Annotated in this window: 20 protein-coding genes and 1 pseudogene; 3 read left to right on the top strand and 18 right to left on the bottom strand. The window is 41.9% G+C overall.

The genetic code is table 11. From position 1 onward, the window contains the following. Positions 1-40: 40 nt before the first annotated feature. From DHU66_RS04780 to istA, 5 genes are all read right to left on the bottom strand, one after another. The gene (locus DHU66_RS04780; RefSeq protein ID WP_108774739.1) at positions 41-769 is read right to left on the bottom strand and encodes an energy-coupling factor transporter transmembrane component T; all 729 of its coding nucleotides are present in this window, start codon (positions 767-769) and stop codon (positions 41-43) included. Then, positions 766-1,416 (bottom strand): ABC transporter ATP-binding protein, encoded by a 651-nt coding sequence (locus DHU66_RS04775; protein WP_167836261.1) that lies wholly within the window; start codon positions 1,414-1,416, stop codon positions 766-768. Before DHU66_RS04775 ends, DHU66_RS04780 begins: the two co-directional genes overlap by 4 nt. 34 nt (positions 1,417-1,450) lie before the next feature. Continuing rightward, on the bottom strand, positions 1,451-3,298 hold the full coding sequence (locus DHU66_RS04770) for an IS1634 family transposase (protein WP_108774718.1): 1,848 nt from the start codon (positions 3,296-3,298) through the stop codon (positions 1,451-1,453). 385 nt (positions 3,299-3,683) lie between these two features. Then, on the bottom strand, positions 3,684-4,502 hold the full coding sequence (locus DHU66_RS04765) for an ATP-binding protein (RefSeq protein WP_167836257.1): 819 nt from the start codon (positions 4,500-4,502) through the stop codon (positions 3,684-3,686). Continuing rightward, the gene (gene istA / locus DHU66_RS04760) at positions 4,477-6,063 is read right to left on the bottom strand and encodes an IS21 family transposase (RefSeq protein WP_167836256.1); all 1,587 of its coding nucleotides are present in this window, start codon (positions 6,061-6,063) and stop codon (positions 4,477-4,479) included. Before istA ends, DHU66_RS04765 begins: the two co-directional genes overlap by 26 nt. 222 nt (positions 6,064-6,285) lie before the next feature. Between istA and DHU66_RS04755 the strand changes: the two genes are divergently transcribed. After that, complete coding sequence (locus DHU66_RS04755) at positions 6,286-7,023, top strand: GntR family transcriptional regulator (protein WP_108774737.1); 738 nt, start codon at positions 6,286-6,288, stop codon at positions 7,021-7,023. A 133-nt stretch (positions 7,024-7,156) separates the two neighbouring features. Here the strand turns inward: DHU66_RS04755 and tnpC are convergent. Then, positions 7,157-8,341 (bottom strand): annotated as a pseudogene (gene tnpC, locus DHU66_RS04750) (IS66 family transposase). Between the two features lie 228 nt (positions 8,342-8,569). On the opposite strand from tnpC, the gene DHU66_RS04740 reads away from it, so the two are divergent. Next, positions 8,570-10,102 (top strand): Mu transposase domain-containing protein, encoded by a 1,533-nt coding sequence (locus tag DHU66_RS04740; RefSeq protein ID WP_108774734.1) that lies wholly within the window; start codon positions 8,570-8,572, stop codon positions 10,100-10,102. Beyond that, a complete protein-coding gene (istB, locus tag DHU66_RS04735; protein WP_108774733.1) occupies positions 10,099-10,851 on the top strand; it encodes an IS21-like element helper ATPase IstB in 753 nt (250 codons plus the stop codon). Before DHU66_RS04740 ends, istB begins: the two co-directional genes overlap by 4 nt. On the opposite strand, the gene DHU66_RS12020 is transcribed toward istB, so the two are convergent. The 12 genes from DHU66_RS12020 to deoC form a co-directional block, all read right to left on the bottom strand. Continuing rightward, positions 10,817-11,044 carry a hypothetical protein gene (locus DHU66_RS12020; RefSeq protein ID WP_135358302.1) on the bottom strand — a complete coding sequence of 76 codons (228 nt, stop codon included), beginning with the start codon at positions 11,042-11,044 and terminating at the stop codon, positions 10,817-10,819. The two genes, istB and DHU66_RS12020, sit on opposite strands and share 35 nt — an antisense overlap. Before the next feature lie 49 nt (positions 11,045-11,093). Beyond that, complete coding sequence (gene tnpB, locus DHU66_RS04730) at positions 11,094-11,447, bottom strand: IS66 family insertion sequence element accessory protein TnpB (RefSeq protein WP_108774732.1); 354 nt, start codon at positions 11,445-11,447, stop codon at positions 11,094-11,096. Continuing rightward, positions 11,444-11,716: an IS66 family insertion sequence element accessory protein TnpA gene (tnpA, locus tag DHU66_RS04725; protein ID WP_108774731.1), complete on the bottom strand. Its 273-nt coding sequence runs from the start codon at positions 11,714-11,716 to the stop codon at positions 11,444-11,446. Before tnpA ends, tnpB begins: the two co-directional genes overlap by 4 nt. A gap of 150 nt (positions 11,717-11,866) precedes the next feature. After that, positions 11,867-12,544, bottom strand: coding sequence for an HAD family hydrolase (locus tag DHU66_RS04720; RefSeq protein WP_108774730.1), 678 nt, complete (start codon positions 12,542-12,544; stop codon positions 11,867-11,869). A 21-nt stretch (positions 12,545-12,565) separates the two neighbouring features. Further along, entirely contained in the window at positions 12,566-13,639 is a 1,074-nt protein-coding gene (locus DHU66_RS04715; protein ID WP_108774729.1) for an SIS domain-containing protein, read from the bottom strand. Positions 13,640-13,656: 17 nt separating this feature from the next. Continuing rightward, entirely contained in the window at positions 13,657-15,000 is a 1,344-nt protein-coding gene (locus tag DHU66_RS04710; RefSeq protein WP_108774728.1) for an MATE family efflux transporter, read from the bottom strand. 111 nt (positions 15,001-15,111) lie between these two features. After that, on the bottom strand, positions 15,112-16,083 hold the full coding sequence (locus DHU66_RS04705) for an SIS domain-containing protein (RefSeq protein ID WP_108774727.1): 972 nt from the start codon (positions 16,081-16,083) through the stop codon (positions 15,112-15,114). Between the two features lie 40 nt (positions 16,084-16,123). Then, positions 16,124-16,960: a PTS system mannose/fructose/sorbose family transporter subunit IID gene (locus DHU66_RS04700; protein ID WP_108774726.1), complete on the bottom strand. Its 837-nt coding sequence runs from the start codon at positions 16,958-16,960 to the stop codon at positions 16,124-16,126. Between the two features lie 14 nt (positions 16,961-16,974). Continuing rightward, positions 16,975-17,763 (bottom strand): PTS mannose/fructose/sorbose/N-acetylgalactosamine transporter subunit IIC, encoded by a 789-nt coding sequence (locus tag DHU66_RS04695; protein ID WP_108774725.1) that lies wholly within the window; start codon positions 17,761-17,763, stop codon positions 16,975-16,977. 15 nt (positions 17,764-17,778) lie between these two features. Beyond that, positions 17,779-18,252, bottom strand: coding sequence for a PTS sugar transporter subunit IIB (locus DHU66_RS04690; RefSeq protein WP_108774724.1), 474 nt, complete (start codon positions 18,250-18,252; stop codon positions 17,779-17,781). Between the two features lie 69 nt (positions 18,253-18,321). Further along, positions 18,322-18,753, bottom strand: a complete 432-nt coding sequence (locus DHU66_RS04685; protein WP_108774723.1) for a PTS sugar transporter subunit IIA — start codon at positions 18,751-18,753, stop codon at positions 18,322-18,324. 131 nt (positions 18,754-18,884) lie between these two features. Continuing rightward, positions 18,885-19,550: a deoxyribose-phosphate aldolase gene (gene deoC, locus DHU66_RS04680; RefSeq protein WP_108774722.1), complete on the bottom strand. Its 666-nt coding sequence runs from the start codon at positions 19,548-19,550 to the stop codon at positions 18,885-18,887. Positions 19,551-19,560: the final 10 nt, after the last annotated feature.

Genomic DNA, 19,560 nt, shown 5'->3' with positions numbered 1-19,560 from the left:
GCAGTAATTCCAATTCACTGCTGATTTTCAGTTGAGAAGCTTACAGTACAATACAACAGAATGGAAACAGGACACACGTTACGGCAAGAAATATCATGTCACGTTTCCGAATGACAGGAGCCTGATAGGAGGTTCTTGTCTGATGAGAGGAAAAGCCCCTTGATTCCATTGCCATTGCAAGTTCATCTGACCACCTGGTTGTTTTCACCATGAGAGTTACAAGCAGCTTAGGAGAAAATGGCAGTACATGAATGCCCCTAGCCTGGAATGCAATCTTTGTCTTCTTGTATTCCTGTGCCATGTGTGGAAATACATTCCATGCCGCAAGCAGCCCATAGGCAAACATCTGCGGAACATGGAGCTGTTTTTCAAAGGAGCGCACCATTGTGACCGGATCACTAGTCAAAGCAAACAGCAGGCCGATTGATGCATACACAAGCACTCTTGAGGCAAAGATCAGGCCGTTATAAACATTCCCGGGAATCATTGCCAGTGTAGAACCTGTCATGATATGACTGTTTACAACCGAAGATGGCGCAGAAGTGAAACGGTATCCGGTAAAGAACATTCCAACTGCCAGCAGGGTAATAGGAATCATTGGATAAAAATAGAGATGAACACCCCTGTGTTCCTTGATCAATGACTGCAGACAGAGGATGGATGACACCAGAAAAACAACAACATTCAGGATTGGATTGTGAACGCCTGCCAGAATCATTGTCATCACGACAAGGCCAATCAGTTTCGCAGATGGGTTAAGAGAGCTCATCGAATCTCCTTTCTGACCAAAGTATGATCTTTGATCATCCAGATTTCATCCGCAAATACCTTTGCAAGTTCTTGTTCATGTGTGGAAAACACAAGTGCAATATGCTTTGCTCTGGCTTCCTGCAGCAGATTGGTCATGATCGTGTATGCACTCTGAGGATCCTGGGCACAGGTTGGCTCATCACATAACAGCAGCCGGCAGCGGCTGTTCATCATTGCCGCTGCACCAAGTCTTCTCTGCTGTCCCTGGCTTAAAAGATAAGGAGAAACATCACGATATTTCCATAAATGAATTTCACGCAGGATTTTCTGGGCATCATCATTGTTATCTTTATTCATGCCAGCTTCAATCTCGTCCCGTACGGTTCCGCCAATAAACTGATCCTGAGGGCTTTGCGTAATCATCCCAATCTGTCCAGCCAGATGGCGCCTCATTTTCCTGATCTCTTTATCCGGAAAAAGAATCTTCCCATGGTACGGATACAAACCGAATACAGCGCCAAACAAAGTACTTTTACCTGATCCACTCTCGCCAAGGATGGCATAGCTGCCACCCTGGCGAAGGGTCAGATTTACATGATCCCAACTTTGACAGTTTGAAGTAATGAAAGTGCTAGAAATTCCGATGAATATTGGATTTTCCAGCACTTTTTGCGTTTTGATTTTTGTAGTATGTAGGGGCCTATCCGGACGTCTTTTTGAATTTTTTTCTGAGGAAACCGACCTTGTATCTCTTCTTGTCTAATCCTGCATTTGTATAGTTCTCGAGGGCATCCAGTGTTTTACTTCCTTTGTAGGTTGAAAGATAGTACATTCCATCATCTGCAACATTCATATTCTTCAGTGTGGTAATCAGATTTCTGGCCGTGATGTGTGTGCTTCTGTCATCCAGGCTGCAGCTCAGCAGACGATAGACAAGCAGAGCTGTGTAGCACACCAGGAAATGTGCTTTGATTCTTCTCTGTGCACTGTGGTACACAGGCTTTGATCCAAAGTTTGTCTTCATCACTCTGAAACAGTCTTCAATCATGTAGCGCTTGTGCATAATGTTCAGTACATCTTTCACATTGGCATCTGTCAGATTCGTCGCAACGGCATAGTAGCCATCGTACTTCTCTTCTTCATCGATTCTTGCCTGATCCAGATCATAGCTTACTTCTGCTTCCTTTCCGTCCTTGTCCCTGGCGATACGCTTCAGAAAACGCCGGACGTCATTCGGACCTTTCTTGATTTCTTCCGGATCCTTCATCTTGATCATCTGCTTTGCACGCTCGATCTGTCTGTTTCGTACGGTCCGCTGGTACTCCATCATTTTCCTGGAGAAGGTGATGATTACAACCTGCTCCAGAGTTCCCTTGGCTTTGACTTTGCGGGAACTTCCGTTCTGTAACTGCTTGTATTCAAACAGTCCAAGATCAATTGCTTTGTATGCAGTGTCATTGTACAGAGCCAGATTCTCAGGATTGCGGTGGTCAAACTCTTTCATGAAGCTGATCGTTACAGGTTTGTCATTTGACAGGAGCCTGTAGTTTTTATCGTTGAAGACAACAGCCTTCACTTCTTCAGAAAGCTTCTTTACTGACTGCGTTACAATGAAGGATCTGCCGCCCATCGCATTGAACTGACGGATATTGTAGGAGCCAAGTCCGGCATCTGCACAGTAGATGATGTTGGATTTCTCAAGAGCCGGCAGGATCTTCTTCTCCAATGGTACTGCAGTAACCTGCTCACTGGTGTTGCCGGAATGCAGGCACATCGTGATCGGAATACCGCGCTTGTCCATGAGCAGTCCCATTTCCACAATCGGATTGGGACGGTGCTCTTTACTGACACCATATTTTCGAAGCCCATAGGACAGTAATTCTCCTGTCACTTCATCGAAGATGTCTTCATCATCCTGCTCGGTCTCACAGTAGAAATTGGTGCAGTCATAGTAGACCACAGAAGAATCACGGGGAATGACATGGCTGCTGTTCTGATACAGCCATTCAAGATAAGCGTCGGTATTGTTCTCCAGAATATCAAGAAAGCGCAGGATCTGATGATACTGGATGTCAGGCTGCTCAAAGAAGGAATCCAGATGATCACACGTGCCATACTTGGAGCACGGATCCAGAATTCTGCTGTATGTAAGGAACTTATTGATCTGGTTATAGTCGAACGTATCACGTCGATCTGCTGTATGAATGTTGAAAAACTCATTCAGGCGCAGCTGATTGTAAATGTACTGAAGATAGAAGTAGCCAATGTTCTTCAGAGAAGAGCGGGAGGCGTCATCGGAAGTCTGGTCAACTTTTTCGTTGAGATCAACAGAGATCTGAACGGACTCTTTTCCCTGCCTGGAATCTTCATTCATCCTGGCGATCAGCTGCTTGCAGTAAGCAACGGGATCATCAGTAATCTTAAGAAGCTCAGAATGCTTGCCCAGCTTTTTCACATTCTTGGTAGTTGATTTGCCATCAGTTGTACGGAAACCCATCTGAGCATAGTAGGTTGGATCTTTCAAACGCTTATCATAGTAAAGTTTCATGCCTGCATACCTTCTACAGGACTAGTGTACCATAAAGCATACAACACATACAACATAAAAATACAAGAAATTTGACAAAATTAGATAAAGAAAAAGCCGCAGTCATGCGGTTTTCGAGAAATTCTATTCAAAGCAAACTGTCAAAGTCCCGTTCACAGCCCCCTTCATTAGTGTGGAAATTATATTTAATACTTCCTCTTCTTATAAATATATATTTAAGTTTTACTAATACTTGTTTTTAATGCAGACGCCGGGACTTTGGACGCATAGATCCGGCATGAGATGGTACCGGCAGTGCGGAAATTGATGGACTCACTGAACCGGTTGTCATGGTACCGCCATAAAAGGGTGATCCCTTGTCGGTATTGGACAGGGGATCATTTGATTACTGTGTATTACTTCGTGAAGCTTGCTGCTGTGCAAGGGCGGCAGCTATATCGATATTTCTCATGCTGTCACCTTCGAGTGTTATTGTGTATGCCTTGGCAGTCAGACGGTTCATGATCGTATCTGCGATTGCGCCTCCTGCCTGTGAAAGCCGGTTATACATTTCTTCAGGCATTAGCTGTGAGCAGATCAGGAAAGAACGATGAATACTGGATCTGGGTTTCGATGAGATCAGTCGGTACAGGAAATCCGCATCTTCACTGGTTATCCTGGTAAGCATAAAGTCGTCAATGATCACCAGGTTCGTATTAACCAGCTTCCTGAGGAATTTCTCTCCTTTACCTTTGCTTTCCTGATTGTGGTAGGTGCTCATAAGGTCAGGCATGATGAAGTATCTGACTGTATACCCATGCTCACATGCTTCGTTGCCATAAGCACAGGCAAGGAACGTCTTTCCGCCTCCTGTTGCCGATTGAATCATGATGTTCAGCTCACTGTCTATGAATTCACACGTTTTCAGCTGATCGATCAGAGGAATATTCAAATGTCTCTGAGGCAGATAGAGAAGGTTGTTAAAATCTGCAGATGGGAAAAACAGTTTAGCTGCTTTCTTATAACGGTCTGCTGTGCGATTGCCGTTCCCAATCAGCTGACAACTGATGAGCTGGTCAACTACCTGCAGTGCCGATTGATCAGCCAGTTCACCGCTTTCTGCCATTGCGTCAAAGAGATCAGCCATTTCTTTCATGCCAAGCTGCCTTATTTCTTTACTGACGGTTTTCGGCGTGATTTCATTTCTTCTTGTTCTTCTTGGCATAATACTCTGCTCCTCTGACAAATGACTTTTCCTGGGTGCCATCTGATTCAACTTCACCTGTATCAGGCTGTATTACAGCCATATCTTGTCCGGCATAAAGAATCGCTTTAATATTCTTGTAGACTGGTCTTTTGTAATGGTCCAGTGCTATCTGACAGGCATGTTCTACTCTTGGCCGAGGATATGTGTCTGTCAGTTTTAGTATTGAAAGTACGGTATTGTAATAACGCTGCTCTGCACCGCCGTTTCTGAAGAAGCGGTCAACGACTTCATAAGTGTATGGACCGATCTCCTTTGCCCATTTCAGGAATCTGTTACTGTTCCACTTGCCGAAGCTTGCACTGTTTGGCGGGCGGTGTTCGTCCCAGATGTCATACTTGCCAATACCAGCCTTAATCTTGTGCGTGCAGATAAAATCACCTTTCATAGTCCAGCATTCAATACGGTCACTGAAGATCCTGAGCCAAACTTCTTCACCAATGTGCTGATACGGAACAGAGTAAAAATTCTTGTTGTATTGGAAACAGATATTTGGATATATCTTTGCTTTTTTCCTGGTGAAATATTCGTATTGAATTGATGGTAATGGAGAGAGCCGATCCTTTTCGTAGTCGGTGTACAGGCTGAGTCTGCTGCCTTCCTTCTTCTGAAACGGCTTTGCATTGAATTCATCCAGTTCCTTACGAACATACTTGTTGTATTCCTCAATTGAGAAGCACTGGATGTTGCGCAGCCGACCAAGGATGGCGGATTCAAACTTGCCAACGACATTCTCTACATGCGCTTTATATCGTGGCGCCCGCACCTTGGCAGCTTCAAGAATGATGCCGTAATAGTTGGCAAACGCTTCATAATCAGCCTGATAGATAACATCACCGTTCTTTGGATGCCTGATAACACCAGTCTTGAGGTTGTCACAGATGATGACATGCGGACTGCCATGAAAGTATTCCAGCATATGCACATTTGCTTTAATCCAGTTTGGCAGCTTCATATCCGGGAAGACTTCAGCGTATGCATAGCCGCTGAATGGCAGAATTGCAGCGAACAGCCACGCTTTCTGAATTTCTCCCGTGTACGGATCTTTCCAGTATGCTGGATCTCCGGTCCAGTCAACTTCGATTTCTCTTCCAGGCTCATGCCTGATTACCTCAGAATAAGATTTCTTGGTCAAATGTTCTTCAAGATGAAGCTGGAACTGGGTTTTCTGCAAATGGGGCAGATTGGCTCTTTCACATGACTCTGCATATTCATCAAACAAGAGTTTCTTAGTGACACCAGGCTTGAGAAGCTCCTTACAAAGCTGGTCATAGTCTGGCTCAACATAGAGAACCTGCTTTGGTCCATCCGATTGAGGAATGTCACTTCTTCTGAAGATCTTATCAAGCTGACTCGAATCAAACTGATCAAGATCTTCCGGTATCCATTTGTTCTTTTCCATCACCTCCTTGATGATGGATACCTTGTTTTTTGATGTGTGGGTCATTCCCGCAATATCCCGCTGTGAGAATGATCCCGAAGATAGATACCGTGCGATGTCAATGTACTTTGACTTTTCCATGCTTAAAGCACCTCCTTTGACGTACGAAAAAGCTGCACGTTGCTTTCCGTACAGCTTCATCTTAGTCAGAAAAGAGACGCTTCGAAGTTTACGCTTCTTCGCCACAAAAAAAGGCGGTACCGATAGATCCGGAAGACCGGGTCCAAAATTTCCGGTTCACTGGGTCCAACGTACCGCCGTTTGCATTTTTAATGATAATATATATAAAGAGAGGGATTTGACATGCCAAAACAACCTAAATATCAAGAAATTTATAATTACTTCAGGGATCAGATTATCAATGAATATATAAAACCTGATTCTCCACTCCCTCAGGAACCAGAGATAATCCAACAGTTTTCTGCATCGCATATGACAATTAATAAAGCAATGACACAGCTGGCCGTAGATGGTTATATCCGTCGAGTTCCTGGGACAGGCTCCTTTGCTTGTGACGATTATAAAAAGAAATTTCAGTCGTCGCAGGATAGCCTTCAATCAATCAACGACATTATCATTTCTAACGGTATGGTACCGCATACAGTTATTGTCTCATATCAGGTAAAGAAAGGTAGTGAGCTCCCTGAACAGTCAGCCATACTGAACATCAAGCCAAATGAATACATTCATGAAATCGTTCGTCTAAAATATGCCAATGATCGTCTGCTGTGCTACACCGTTGCTAGACTTTCTCAAAAAATTCTTCCTGTAATTGATATTTCAAAATTAAGTGGTTCCCTCGATGAATATGTAATTCAGGCAGGTATTAAAAAATCATACGGTTACACAACGCTTCAGGCGACTCTACCGACGGAAGAACAAAAACAATATTTTGATAACAGTAATATTGCCCTTATGCATCAAACAATCTTTTGGAATGTTGACGATGAACCATTTGAACTTTCTGATAATTATTATGTTGGCGATGCATTTGTTGTTCGGGATTTCAGCAGACTACTGCTCTATGAAAACAATCAGTAAAAGATTGAAGAAAACTTAAACTAGTACATCGAATAAAAATTAACTAGCCATTTCAAGCTGTGTTGTTGTAATGTAAGCGTCAATATAGCCACGTATAGAAAATAAAGACTGCTCTGAGTATCCTGTATGTGTGTCAGGATTCAGAGCAGTTCTTTGAAATTTGAAGATCTTGTGGCAGATCAGCTGCGTATGGCAGGCATCTCTGGATATCTTCTTCCTGAATGCCTCCATTGACTGAAGCTCTTGCCATCTGATCAATCAGCCAGGCTAGATATTTCTCTGGGTTCAGGGAATTCATTCTGGCTGATATTAAGATCGAGAAGTACATGCAGGAGTATTTCGCTCCATGCTTTGTATCAGCGAACAGGAAATTTTTTCTCGCCAGGACAAAAGGTTTTATTCCTTCACGCTCAGCCAGATTATTATCCAACCCAACCTGCCAGTCGCTCAGATAATACATCAGCATGTCCCACTGATTCTTTGCGTATGTAATCGCTTTTCCCAGCTTTCCGCTGGTCATGAGTTTCTCATCCATGTAATCCAGCTGATTCCTGAGCTCTTCCCATATTGGCTTCTCTTTTTCCGGCCTGATCCTGAGAATAATCTCTGGGGATGCCTTGGCTTCATTCAACTGTTTCTCTATGCCATAGAGTTTTGAGTATTCATCCAGAAAGCGAATGATGATGCCGAAGGACGGATTGTTATCAAGAAGTTGTTTGATCTCTTCTTTATCTTTCAGGCTGCTATACTTTGCATAGAGATCAGTATAGGCTTTCGCTGCTTCTTCAAATTTTCTGCGGCAGTGTGCGCTGCACCCGGCATGAGCGCTGGCAGCCTCATATTTGTCATATGCCTGATAGCCATCTGACTGAATGACACCATGAAAACCATGGCCCAGGATCTCATAGATAAAGCTGTATGCTCTTGAGACATTATAAAAGTACAAAGCCATCTGCTTTGTCTCGTGTTTTCCGCTCATGGCAAGCCACGTATAGCTCTTTTCTCTGGATCCGTTACGAATATCTTCCAGAACCTCAAGCGATGTTTCATCCATATTGAGAACTTTACACTTTCTCAGATCCTCAGTCATTCGTCTGACGATGGGATCCAGATATAGCTCTGCACACTTCATCAGTCAACTGCACATTACCTGGCGGCTGATTTCAATTCCTCTGGTCCTGAGATTTTTAGACAAACGATAGATGGGAACAGCGACCAGATATTTCTCATACGCAATATGGCTGATTACAGAAGCTGTGGCCAATGAACTCTGAATCGGCTTTACAGGCAGACAGTTGATCAACAGAAGCAGTATCATCAATCGCTTCTGCTTCGTTAAACAATGACAGCTGATCTGGTGAAACATGCGGATTGTGTTCATTGTGCTTAATGCCAAAAACTCTGCGTCTCAAAGTGCAAATTCCGGTTCGTCGGTACATGTCTTCCGCTAAAACCGGTGCATTTATGTTGAATTGACGGTGCGGGCGCGTCGCTTTAACGGTGCGCCTTTTATTATGGTTGTGTAGTTTGATGAAAGGAGATTACAATGCAAAACTACACTACCATTATGGGCATTATCCGTATGAGACAGCAGGGTCTCTCATACCGGCAATGCCACGATCGCTTCAAGGTCGGAAACAGTACTATCACCCTGCTCATGGCCAGATACCAGGACCTTGGCTTATCCTTGACAGACCTGGAGAAAATGGATCCCCAAAAGGTTGTCCAGGCGTTCTATCCACCGGATGAAAAACGGCGCAAAGATGTTCCGCTGCCTGACTTCAAGAAGATCCATGAACGTCTTATGGAGAAAGGAAGTAAAGCCAACCTGTTCTTCCTCTGGACCGAGTATAAGCAGGACAATCCCAACGGCTATCAATATTCGCAATTTGCGGAATACTACCACCGCTATGTCGAGCAAAACTTCGGAAGCCAGGATGTCTCCATGGCTGTCGAACGTATCTCTGGTGAGAAGGTATTTATCGACTGGGTCGGTGACCAACCGGAAATCATTATGAATCCAGAATCAGGTGAGCTTCAGAAAGTTCATGTATTCGTCACGACGGTTGGGGTGAGCAGTTATCTATTCGCCGAACTGTTTCCTAACGAGCAACTGCCGAACTTTATGAAAGGCACTAATGATGCCCTGGCATTCTATGATGCGGTTAGGAAATATTTAGTCCCTGATAATGCGGCTACAGCGGTTACCAAGCACACAAAGGATGTTTTGCTTATTAACAGCACTTATCAGGATCTTGAAAGTTTCTATGACACCATTATTCTCCCACCGCCCGCCTATAAGCCAAAAGGAAAACCAACTGTGGAAAAACATGTTCAGCTTCTTGAAACATGGCTTTTGGAAAAACTGAAGGAGAATGTTTACAGCAGCTTTGCCAGCGCCAATGAGGCCTGTAAAAAGATAATAGCGGACATCAATGACAGGAAGCCAACTGGTTGGGAACATTCCCGTAAAGAGATGTTCGAGCTCTACGATAAGCCGCAGATGAAGAAACTTTCCGACGGTACCTTCACAACCTGCGACTATGTAGCGTTTGATCATATCCCAGCAAACTATCACTTACCATATGATGGCCACTACTACTCTGTATTGTACACGTACTATAACAGGCCAGCCATTTTGAAGGCCACTATGACAGAAATCCGGATCTGTGATGAAAACAACAGACTTCTCTGCACTCACCCAAGATCTTACAAGAAATTTCCGAAATACATCACTAACGATGAGCATATGTCGCCAGAGCACCGCTTCTATAAAGAAGTAAACATGCATGATGGTGATTATTATCGCAGATGGGCATCGGCGATCGGAAAGGATATGTTTACACTGATTGATACCGTCCTCCATAGCTCCAAGCACGAAGAGCAGAGTTACAATTCGTGCGACGGAAAATCAAAGGTTATTGTCAATATGGCTGCACGCAAATGCATAGAGCTTAACAGCTGTAAGTATTCATACTTCAAGAGAATTCTTAATGACATTCTGAATAACGGAGGCAGGCCTTCTGGAGATTCTCTTCCGGAACATAAGAACATCCGTGGAAAGGACTTCTACAAATGACCGACCGCAGAATCCTTGAAAGTACTGAAGAGCTTTGCATGAAGTTAAGACACATGAAGCTATCGGGCATGGCTGATGAACTTGAGCGTCAGAATAATGACCCTAATCACGACCTTGTTTCATTTGATGAACGCTTGAACGGCATTATCAACGCTGAGTGGAATCTTAGATATAACAAGAAGCTCAACCGCTTCATCAAGAAAGCCACTCTCCGATATCCTGAAGCTGACCTTGACGACACTATTTATAATCCCGCTCGTCAGCTGGATACCGATACCATTGAACGCCTGTCCAAATGTTCCTGGATTGAGGAAGGAAGAAACCTTCTCGTTACAGGGGCCTCCGGCAGCGGTAAATCATACATTGCCAATGCATTGTGCATATGTGCGTTACGACAGTTCAAGACTGTTCGCTATAGTAAAACCAGCACGCTCATATACGAACTTGAAAAGGCGGATCTTGAGAAGACTCACCTGGAATACATATCCAAACTAGCAAAGCTGGATCTGGTTGTGCTGGACGACTTTGGACTCATGGACCTCGATCCAGATAAGTGCAGAAATCTCTTTGAATTGATAGACGCCAGAGAAGGAAGAAAATCCATGATTGTGATATCGCAGCTTCCAGTCTCCTCATGGTATGAGCTGTTCAAGGACAACACTTACGCAGATGCCTGTCTGGACCGATTGGTCAACAGAGCATTCAGACTACAATTTAATGGCAAGAATATGCGGAACCCGTCTCTTTAACTAGCGTTCCGCTAAAGCGGAACGGCGCACCGATGAAGCGGAACAGCCGTTCCGTTTTTCCGGATTGTGCACTCAAAGCTTGATAGTTTTCTTCAAGTGCAGAGTTCTTAACAGCCAGGGAATAAGCAAATGATACCAGGGCATTATGGCTCAGATTATCGAGATTCTTTTTGAATTCTTTCTCGTCTATCATTGATTATAATATACATTCTTGCATGCTTTTATGCAACAGTATTAAAGCCTCATATATAATCTTTTTTGACAGGCTGAAAAGCACTTTTCTGTTCAATCTTCAGCCCATCCAGAAGCCATCCGAACTGCTGCTCACTGATCATGACAGAGTGGTTGGCATCATCCTTTTTCCACTTGAAATGGCCTTTCTCCAGACGTTTATATAACAGCCAGAATCCTGTGCCGTCAAAGTAAAGACTCTTCAGCTTCGTTCTGTCACGATTACAGAAAAGATACATCGAATGGTCCATTGGGCTCTGGTGCAACTGTGACTGAATCAATGCGGCATAGCCATCAATCCCTTTTCTCAGATCAGTAACACCAGTCACAAGATACAGCTTACCGATCTTTTCAAAGGGCATCATAGATCTCTGCAGAGACAAATGATTCTCTGCAGTTCCAGATCAGAAATGCCATTATCATAAGAAACCGGAATGCCATTGAACCTTACTGCTGTCTCAGTAGAATGACTGATAACAACAGGGCATAACTGACAGGTGCTATCATCCTGGTATTTATTCTTAAAGTAGTAAAAAGCCCGTGGCTTCATCCCGATACGACTGCAGAACTCTTTGACAGACTCATCCGATAATTCAAACTGATCCCAGAGCAATTTCCATTCTTCTTCATTCATAAAACAGGATCTCCTTTACTGCATACAGGATCGGATATCCTGCTATTTATTGAAAGACGGTGCTACTTTGACGCTTACTCTTTACGCATCTAAGTTATAGCATTTACAAGAGAATAATTATAGATAGTTACTTAATTTATGTTATACTAGCTAATCTCTTATATACTCAAATGTCTGGTGAATCAAAACTGCAGCTTCATGAAGGTTTTTAACAACTGCAAATACTCGTGCCTTATCCTCTTCCGTTTCGGGATTAATGGAGGGTACCATTATCACATTACAACCTGCCGCATAAGCTGCTTTAACACCGTAACCAGTATCTTCAATCACAATAGTATCCTTAGGTTCTACTCCCATTTTTTTACAAATGGTGATATAAATCTCCGGATCTGGTTTTCTTTTTATCACTTCGTCTCCACATAACACATAAGAAAAGCGATCAAGTAATCCAACACTCCGGAGTCTTTCTTCTGTAGCAGACCGATTCGTTGCTGTAGCGACAGCATAGATAACACCATCTTCTTCAAGCTGTTTGAGAATATCTTCTACAAACGGCATCTGACTTAATTCTTCTTTCATATACTTTGACGCATTTGTCTGTACATCTTTTCTCATTTTTTTAATATGTTCTGCAGATACATCCGTAAGATAGGTATCCAAAACACGATCTACATCCCTGCCATTGATTCCAACTACTTTCGGAAACAAATCTGCAAATGTCTGGCTTCCATTATTCAACCCTGCTTCACGCCAGGAGCGCTGCCAGATCCATTCTGTATTCAGCAAAATGCCATCACAATCAAAGATTACTCGTCTATATGTTTGCATACACTTTTCCTTTTCCGCTTTTTAATATTTGTAACTCTGCATCATTCGGTGGAAATCAGGAGAATCGTTCTCATTGCAATCAATTCCCTGCTCTTCTGAGAGTAGTCTGGCAATAATCTGCAGAGGAACTACATACTCGAATGACGCGAAATATACAGAATCATGAAACGGATATTTCAGGACATTTGAATATGTATTATCTGTGTCTGAAGTAATAACAAAGTTATGAGAGCCTTTTCTCTTTTCCAGATAGTCAAGAAGACGAATCAGCCTTTCACGATGTCTGCCTTCAGGTGCCAATGCAAAAATCCATGTCTGATTATCGATTGCGTGATAAATGCCGTGCATAAACTCTTCCATTTCAAATCCGTCAACACAACACCGTAAGCCTTCAAGTATTTTTAACGTTCCTTCAGATTCTGCAGATAAGACGTTGTCATATCCAATTACAATGATGCGATGTGCAGAAAGAAGTTGTTCATGATTGTTGAAATACCAGTCTTCGGCAGTATGTCCGATCTCCTTAATCGAATCACTCGACTTCAGCATTTCCGATTGTATTGAATCCTTATCTTCTTTTGTAATCAAGAATTCTTTTTCAGCTATTTTCAGTGCAAGGAGAGTTAATTCTGCCATTGTACCAAAATAACCTTTTGTTTTCGGTCCAGTATCCTCAATCCCTACATCAAGCTGGATATTCACTTCTGCAGCAGATGCCACAGGGCAGATCAAATCAGACGTCATTGATAGTGTTATTGCACCTGCTTTCCTAGCTTTATGAAGTGCTTCGATCGTACTTTGAGATCTACCGCCTTGTGAGACTCCAATTACAGCTGTTTCTGCTCCGTTTAGATACTCAGTATCGACAAATTCCATTGAGTGCATTACCGTTACTGTTCTACGCAATACACTCTGCATTACTTTCTTCACTCCAAGTGCAGCATTGTAAGAAGTACCGGAGCCGACTAAATAAAGACTTTTAAAATGATGTTCAATCAAATATTCAGCACAATCATTCAGAATTACATCCTGATTTTTGACAATAGATTGAACTGCAGTGGATGATTCAAAAATGTAGTCATACATATCTCCCATATCATTACCTCATATTTCTAATTCGCATATTGAAGAATATTTAACACATGTTTCTTTCTGAAGAACAGTTCCGCCAGAATCTCTCGAGTCCATTGGTCAATATTCATTGCCCACCAGATCCAGATAATTGGCAGATGCAGATATCCAAATAACAAAACAAGATCAACTCTTACACACCAGATGCCAATGAATGTGATGATCATCGATGTTTTGACATAACCGGCTGATCTTAGGTAGCCAAATACAACCTTCTGCTTGTTAACAGGATATTGAGACCAGAACATGGTCAGAAGATATACAGATCCGATCTCTATTAGTTCTGGTTTATCTGTTAGTAAGCTGATTGCGGATTTTGAAAAAAACAAAAGGAAAAGACTTGTAATCAAACTAATCAGTCTACAGTAGAAACCCAGCCGCTGCCATGCCGCTTCATAAAGCTCTTTATTCTTTGCACCAATTGCATTAGAAGAAAGTGATAATGCCGCGGTCATGAATCCAGCTGTCATCATGTCACAAAACCCTTCTCCCTGAAGTCCAAACTGGAATCCAGCATAAGCATTCTGCCCATAACTAAGAATGACTTTGGAAAGGACAACCATTGCAAATGACCAAAAGGTATTTTCAATTGCGGCTGGAATTCCTGCATTGATAATTTCGTGAATAATACAGAAATCTCTAGAAGAAAACTCTACTTTTTTTCTGATCAACAATCCATGCTTCCCATATAGTAGTCTGATGCCAACCAGAAACATCACAGTGTATTGAAGATTTTGTGCAATCGCTGCACCTTGAAGATGCAATGTAGGTATTAAATCAAAACCAAAAATCAAAACATACCCAATGATAATATTCATTAAATTACCGATAAATGCGATGTAAAGCGGAACTTTTGTATTCCCTTTCGCCTGAAATGCAGAAGAATTTAAGTGGACAAGTGCTACAAGTGGGTAACTCCAAATTGACTGTCTAATATACTGTGCAGCTTGTACAATCAATTCTTGTTCTGTACTCATAAAACCAAGAAGATATTCTGCATTTAGATAGATCAGAATACTTGCAATCAAAGCAACAGGTAATACAATTGTGTACAGTATCTGTTGCAATCTTGCGCATAACTCAGGTCTTTCTTCTCCGAATGCTCTTGCAAGGAAAATCATAGTACCGATTGAAAAACCTTTAAACATTGCAAAATAAATACTGTAAATTCGTGTTGCGATTCCATACGCACTAATTTCGTTAATTTCCAGTCTTCCGATATATGCTGTAAGAATCATTCCTGATACGGTAAGCAACGCATTCTCCAGAATTGCCGGTATCAAAATTGCGAGTATTCTGCGATCAAGTTTTTCTAGCTTTCTCATCAAATTTTCCTCTTAAAACACAATCTTACTTCATAGAAACAGCCCGCACACTGTAATTGTATGCAGGCTGTACAGAAAGGGGATTTCAATCAATATTGGTTAGCAGCAAAATTAATAGTTGTACTTCCACATGTACTTACGCCAGCTAAGCGGATGCTGACGGCGATCAGCGAGAAGGTGGTTATAAACACCAAGCAGTTCGCTGTAGAAGCTGTGGTCAAAATATTCTGATACTTCTCCAAGCTCACCCATACCGTAATCGAGACCATCGATTACTGTGAGATGATTATTGAACTTGTTGAGGAATGTAATTGCACGGTCATCTACAGCTCTTGTTTTTCCTGTGCTCTTGAGGAGCAGATATGCTGTATCTTTTTCTGTGATTTCAAATGGGCCATTGAAGAATTCATCACAGTGAATTACAGCAGAATTGATCCACTGCATTTCCATAAAGATGCATATTGTCTGCTGCTGAGCAGCTTCCCAAGCAGTTCCTGTTCCCATTGTGTAGATTAAATCATCATTTGCATAATCAAGAGAGAACTTAATTGCATCCGGAACTACATCCTTGCAAGCTTTCGGAACGATTTCGTTCATCTTTTTCATCGCAGCAACCATTTCGTTATATATTTCTGTATTGCCTTCAACATTATTAAGAATTTCGTATGTGATAGCCAGTGCAAGAGCGCTCTTGCTTTCTTCATACAGAGCTCCATCTACGCCTGTATCTTTGAACTGTACTGTCAGATCAACTACCTTTTCCAGTTCTGTATCAGTTTCAAGCTGAAGACCTACAACTGTAGCACCGAGTTCTTTCGCTTTCTTTGCAGCCTCAACAGTCTGGCGAGTATTACCACGACGTGATGCAACAAGAACGATAGAATGTTCATCAACATTTTTCGGCGGATTATTTGCAAATTCATTCGCATTACCGAAATTGGTTGTTAAAGTCTTAGATTCGTGTGTGAGATAATAGTATGGCGGATAGAAGCATGCCAGAGATCCTCCACATCCTGCGAAGCTCACGTTTTTGACTTCTTTGTCAGCCATTAATTCGCTGACTGCTTTCTTTACATCTAACATTTCATTTTTCTCCTTTTCTAATGTTATTTCATTGAGTTTATTATGCTGTGAGAATGCCAAGAGCCTTAAGAATGACACCAAGTACAAGACAAAGCATGACAACCGCAACCGGATGAACGCCCTTCTTAACTACTCGATACATAATCAGGACACCTGCAAGCTGAAGCAGACAGGGCATAATGCTATCTAACAAATCCTGGAGAACAAGTGCTTCTCCCATCGCAAGTGGAGTTGTAATCGAAACAAGAGATGCGGTCATACCGCCGACGATAATAAGACCTGCAATGGAACAGCCATACATTACCTTATCAAACATGTTGTTCTCACTGATTTCTTTAATCAGTTGCCCACCCTTTGTATAACCAAACTTTGCACCATACCATGTAATGGAGAAACTAGTAACAAAGGAAATAATCATTGCGATGATTGGTCCCAGAATGGAACCTTGCTGCGCAAGAGAGATACCAATAGACATCGCAATCGGACGGATAGTACCAGGAATAATTGCATCACCGATACCTGCCAGAGGTCCCATTAATGTGGTCTTTACTGAAGAGATTGCACGCGGATCGAATGTATCAGGATTGGCAGCATATTCTTCTTCCATTGCGGCAGCTACACCAAGAATGAAGGCACCGCACTGTGGAGTAGAATTGTAGAATTCATCTTCTGCTCTGTATCTTTCTTTTTTCTTTTCAATTTCATCAGGTTCGCAATAAAGACGATCCAATGTATTGGATATACCTCTCATAAAGGAGGCTCCCTGCTGGTTTTCAAAGTTCCACATGCATTCCATGTGCCAGCTTCCCCAGAAAAATTCAGCAATTTTTTTATTCAGTGGAGTATTACGCTGAAGTTCAAGACCTTTTTGTGACATTTTGTGATCCTCCTTTAGTCATCCAGCTCATCATGTTCGTCCACACCAGCTCCTGCAAGAGCGGTCTTACCGGAATCATTGCCATATCTGAGATGATAGAAAATAAAAGCAAGAACGATTGCAACCGCAGCTACATACGTAAGGTTGAGATGTCCTAATGCAGCAATCAAGAAACCAAGGAAGTAGAATACCCAAGTCTTTTTATTGACCATAATATTGAGCAGTGTTGCAAAACCGAAGAAGCATACGAGCTGTGCACCAAGTGATAAGCCGGAAATAACTACCTGAGGAATCATGGAGTTCAGTTTCTCTACAAAGCCACTTCCGAAGTAAACAACAACAAAGGCTGGAATAAATTCGAATAATGCATTTACAATTATCCCTCCCCACAGCGGATAAGCTTTTGCTGCCTTGAAGTCTCCTCTATCAATTGCTGCATGAATGGAACGGTTCATGGAGATTAAAATGATAGAACGAAGATTAACAAGTGCATTATAGAGAGTCGTTACGATTGTAGCGATTGCAAGCGCTGAACTGACATCAAGTTTGTTGATGATACAGAGAGCGGTAGCGATCAAAGAACCAAGGTTCATGTCATAACCAGAAGCCCCAATTGCAATGAAGCCCATGGAAACCATTTCCATCTGTGCGCCAATTGCGAGGCCTGTTTTCAGATCGCCTAATAAAAGACCAACAATCGTACATGTGATGAGCGGCCGTTCTCCATTAAGACGACCAAGAATTCTCGAGTCAAGTCTTTCGTAAATTGCGATTAGACCTACGATTAATGCTTTAACAAACATTTTTCTAATCTCCTCTTATAAATTTTCTTTTGTTAGATCTACACGTTTTGTGGATGGAAGCTGTTGGATAAATACTTTGACACCAGCATCAAGAATTTGCCGAGTTTGTTCAATTTCCGTTGGAGTGAGATAAATTGTCTCAGAATACTTCTTAGTTCCCTCTTTTTTCTTTGTGCCCCCGTAGTTGATTTCCTTCAGTTTTGGATATCCCTTAACGAATCTTAATGCATTATCTACATTACCGAATACGATAAAGATTCGATCATTCAGGGACTCCACCTTAGGCATTTTTGCTAGTGCTTTTTCAACACTGAAGATGTTGAGTTTCACACCAGCAGGTTTTGCCATCTTAAGAACCTGTGACTGAAATTCGTCTGCTGCTATAGAATCATCGATCAGAATTATTCTCCCGATATCAAGATGATGCGTCCAAGCTACCGCTACCTGTCCGTGTACGAGTCGGTGGTCTACCCTAACGCCTGCAATCATTTCCTTTCTCCTTTCTATTTTTTTAAATTTGATCTTTTTCTTTACTCCGCTTCCGTCCTGTTTGAGTAATTAAAGATCATCATCATCATCCTCTTCTATATCTTCCATTCTGGAACTGACTTCAACCGGCTTATGGAGATCGCTGTTACACTTCTCTCTAAGCAACTCAACATTTAGCTCTTCTCCAGTTAATAAGAAATCTACCAGAATACCTAGGTTTACGTTCGCGACCAGGAAAAATGGATGGTCGTTATAATGTTTCATAAACCAATTGCATACACTTCCACCAAACAGATCTGTACAGACCAGTAAGTTTTCATGTTCGAAATCTGTTTCTTTGAACACTTGCTGCACTGTTTCTTCCATATCGAAATCCGGAGTAGTATAGCAGGACAGAAATTTAACTTCTGTCGTGTCTCCAGCAATTATGTTCATTGCGCTTTTAAATCCTTCTGCAAGCTTTCCGTGCGTTGCTACTACAATTTTTGTTATCTTTTCCATTCTTTTTCCTAACTTTCGCAGAATTTTTTTCTCCTTTTCATCAAAATTTGCGCATTAATAACATCTTTTAATAATTTCTATTGATTTAAATTGTTTTATCTTTGTCAACAATAGTCCGTTTACAATTGCTATTAATTGAAATACTTCCTTTCGCCTTCAATAATCTCAATCGTATTGCTTGCACCTATATAGGACGCTCCAGCCTCGATAAATGCACATGCATCCTCATAGGTTCTTATCCCACCTGAAGCTTTAATTGCGACCCGATCTCCAAGGATTGATTTCATGAATCTTACCTTTTCAAGTTCGGCTCCTTTAAAACTCCTCCCAGTCGAAGTCTTCAGACATGAGGTGCCGGCATCCAATGCCATAAAACATACTTTTTCAAGACATTCTTCATCCATCTTACAAGTTTCAAGAATTAACTTTGTAAAGATTCCGCGATCTTTACAGAACAATGAGAGTTCTCTGATCTCACGTTCCAAATATTCATACAGTCTGTTTTCAACTGCATACTGGTTCAGTGTTCCTTCGATTTCACGATAGCCAACACGATACAAATCTTCGAAGTCAGCAAGCTGTGCTTCTATCGATTCTTGTCCAAGCGGGAAATCAGCCCCCGCAGCAACAATTACATCTGTTCCTTCCAGATATTTCACAGCATGATCACGTTGAAAGCGATTGGCAAAGCAGCATCTCACATTATACTTTCTTGCTACTTCAAGATATTCATCAAACACTTCATTTGTTTTATTTCCATGACTGTGTTCAATATATTTATTAATATTTCTAATCATAGTTTCCTCC

This window comes from Lactimicrobium massiliense (genome assembly GCF_900343155.1).
Taxonomy (GTDB): Bacteria; Bacillota_I; Bacilli_A; order Erysipelotrichales; family Erysipelotrichaceae; genus Bulleidia; species Bulleidia massiliensis.
This window is presented reverse-complemented; position numbering and strand designations above follow the sequence as displayed.

Bases quoted from the DNA above. Each gene is read 5' to 3' on its own strand.
- DHU66_RS04780 (WP_108774739.1), bottom strand. From the start codon at position 769: ATGAGCTCTCTTAACCCATCTGCGAAACTGATTGGCCTTGTCGTGATG.
- DHU66_RS04770 (WP_108774718.1), bottom strand. From the start codon at position 3,298: ATGAAACTTTACTATGATAAGCGTTTGAAAGATCCAACCTACTATGCT.
- DHU66_RS04765 (WP_167836257.1), bottom strand. From the start codon at position 4,502: ATGCCAAGAAGAACAAGAAGAAATGAAATCACGCCGAAAACCGTCAGT.
- istA (WP_167836256.1), bottom strand. From the start codon at position 6,063: ATGGAAAAGTCAAAGTACATTGACATCGCACGGTATCTATCTTCGGGA.
- DHU66_RS04755 (WP_108774737.1), top strand. From the start codon at position 6,286: ATGCCAAAACAACCTAAATATCAAGAAATTTATAATTACTTCAGGGAT.
- DHU66_RS04740 (WP_108774734.1), top strand. From the start codon at position 8,570: ATGCAAAACTACACTACCATTATGGGCATTATCCGTATGAGACAGCAG.
- istB (WP_108774733.1), top strand. From the start codon at position 10,099: ATGACCGACCGCAGAATCCTTGAAAGTACTGAAGAGCTTTGCATGAAG.
- DHU66_RS12020 (WP_135358302.1), bottom strand. From the start codon at position 11,044: ATGATAGACGAGAAAGAATTCAAAAAGAATCTCGATAATCTGAGCCAT.
- tnpB (WP_108774732.1), bottom strand. From the start codon at position 11,447: ATGATGCCCTTTGAAAAGATCGGTAAGCTGTATCTTGTGACTGGTGTT.
- tnpA (WP_108774731.1), bottom strand. From the start codon at position 11,716: ATGAATGAAGAAGAATGGAAATTGCTCTGGGATCAGTTTGAATTATCG.
- DHU66_RS04720 (WP_108774730.1), bottom strand. From the start codon at position 12,544: ATGCAAACATATAGACGAGTAATCTTTGATTGTGATGGCATTTTGCTG.
- DHU66_RS04715 (WP_108774729.1), bottom strand. From the start codon at position 13,639: ATGGGAGATATGTATGACTACATTTTTGAATCATCCACTGCAGTTCAA.
- DHU66_RS04710 (WP_108774728.1), bottom strand. From the start codon at position 15,000: ATGAGAAAGCTAGAAAAACTTGATCGCAGAATACTCGCAATTTTGATA.
- DHU66_RS04705 (WP_108774727.1), bottom strand. From the start codon at position 16,083: ATGTTAGATGTAAAGAAAGCAGTCAGCGAATTAATGGCTGACAAAGAA.
- DHU66_RS04700 (WP_108774726.1), bottom strand. From the start codon at position 16,960: ATGTCACAAAAAGGTCTTGAACTTCAGCGTAATACTCCACTGAATAAA.
- DHU66_RS04695 (WP_108774725.1), bottom strand. From the start codon at position 17,763: ATGTTTGTTAAAGCATTAATCGTAGGTCTAATCGCAATTTACGAAAGA.
- DHU66_RS04690 (WP_108774724.1), bottom strand. From the start codon at position 18,252: ATGATTGCAGGCGTTAGGGTAGACCACCGACTCGTACACGGACAGGTA.
- DHU66_RS04685 (WP_108774723.1), bottom strand. From the start codon at position 18,753: ATGGAAAAGATAACAAAAATTGTAGTAGCAACGCACGGAAAGCTTGCA.
- deoC (WP_108774722.1), bottom strand. From the start codon at position 19,550: ATGATTAGAAATATTAATAAATATATTGAACACAGTCATGGAAATAAA.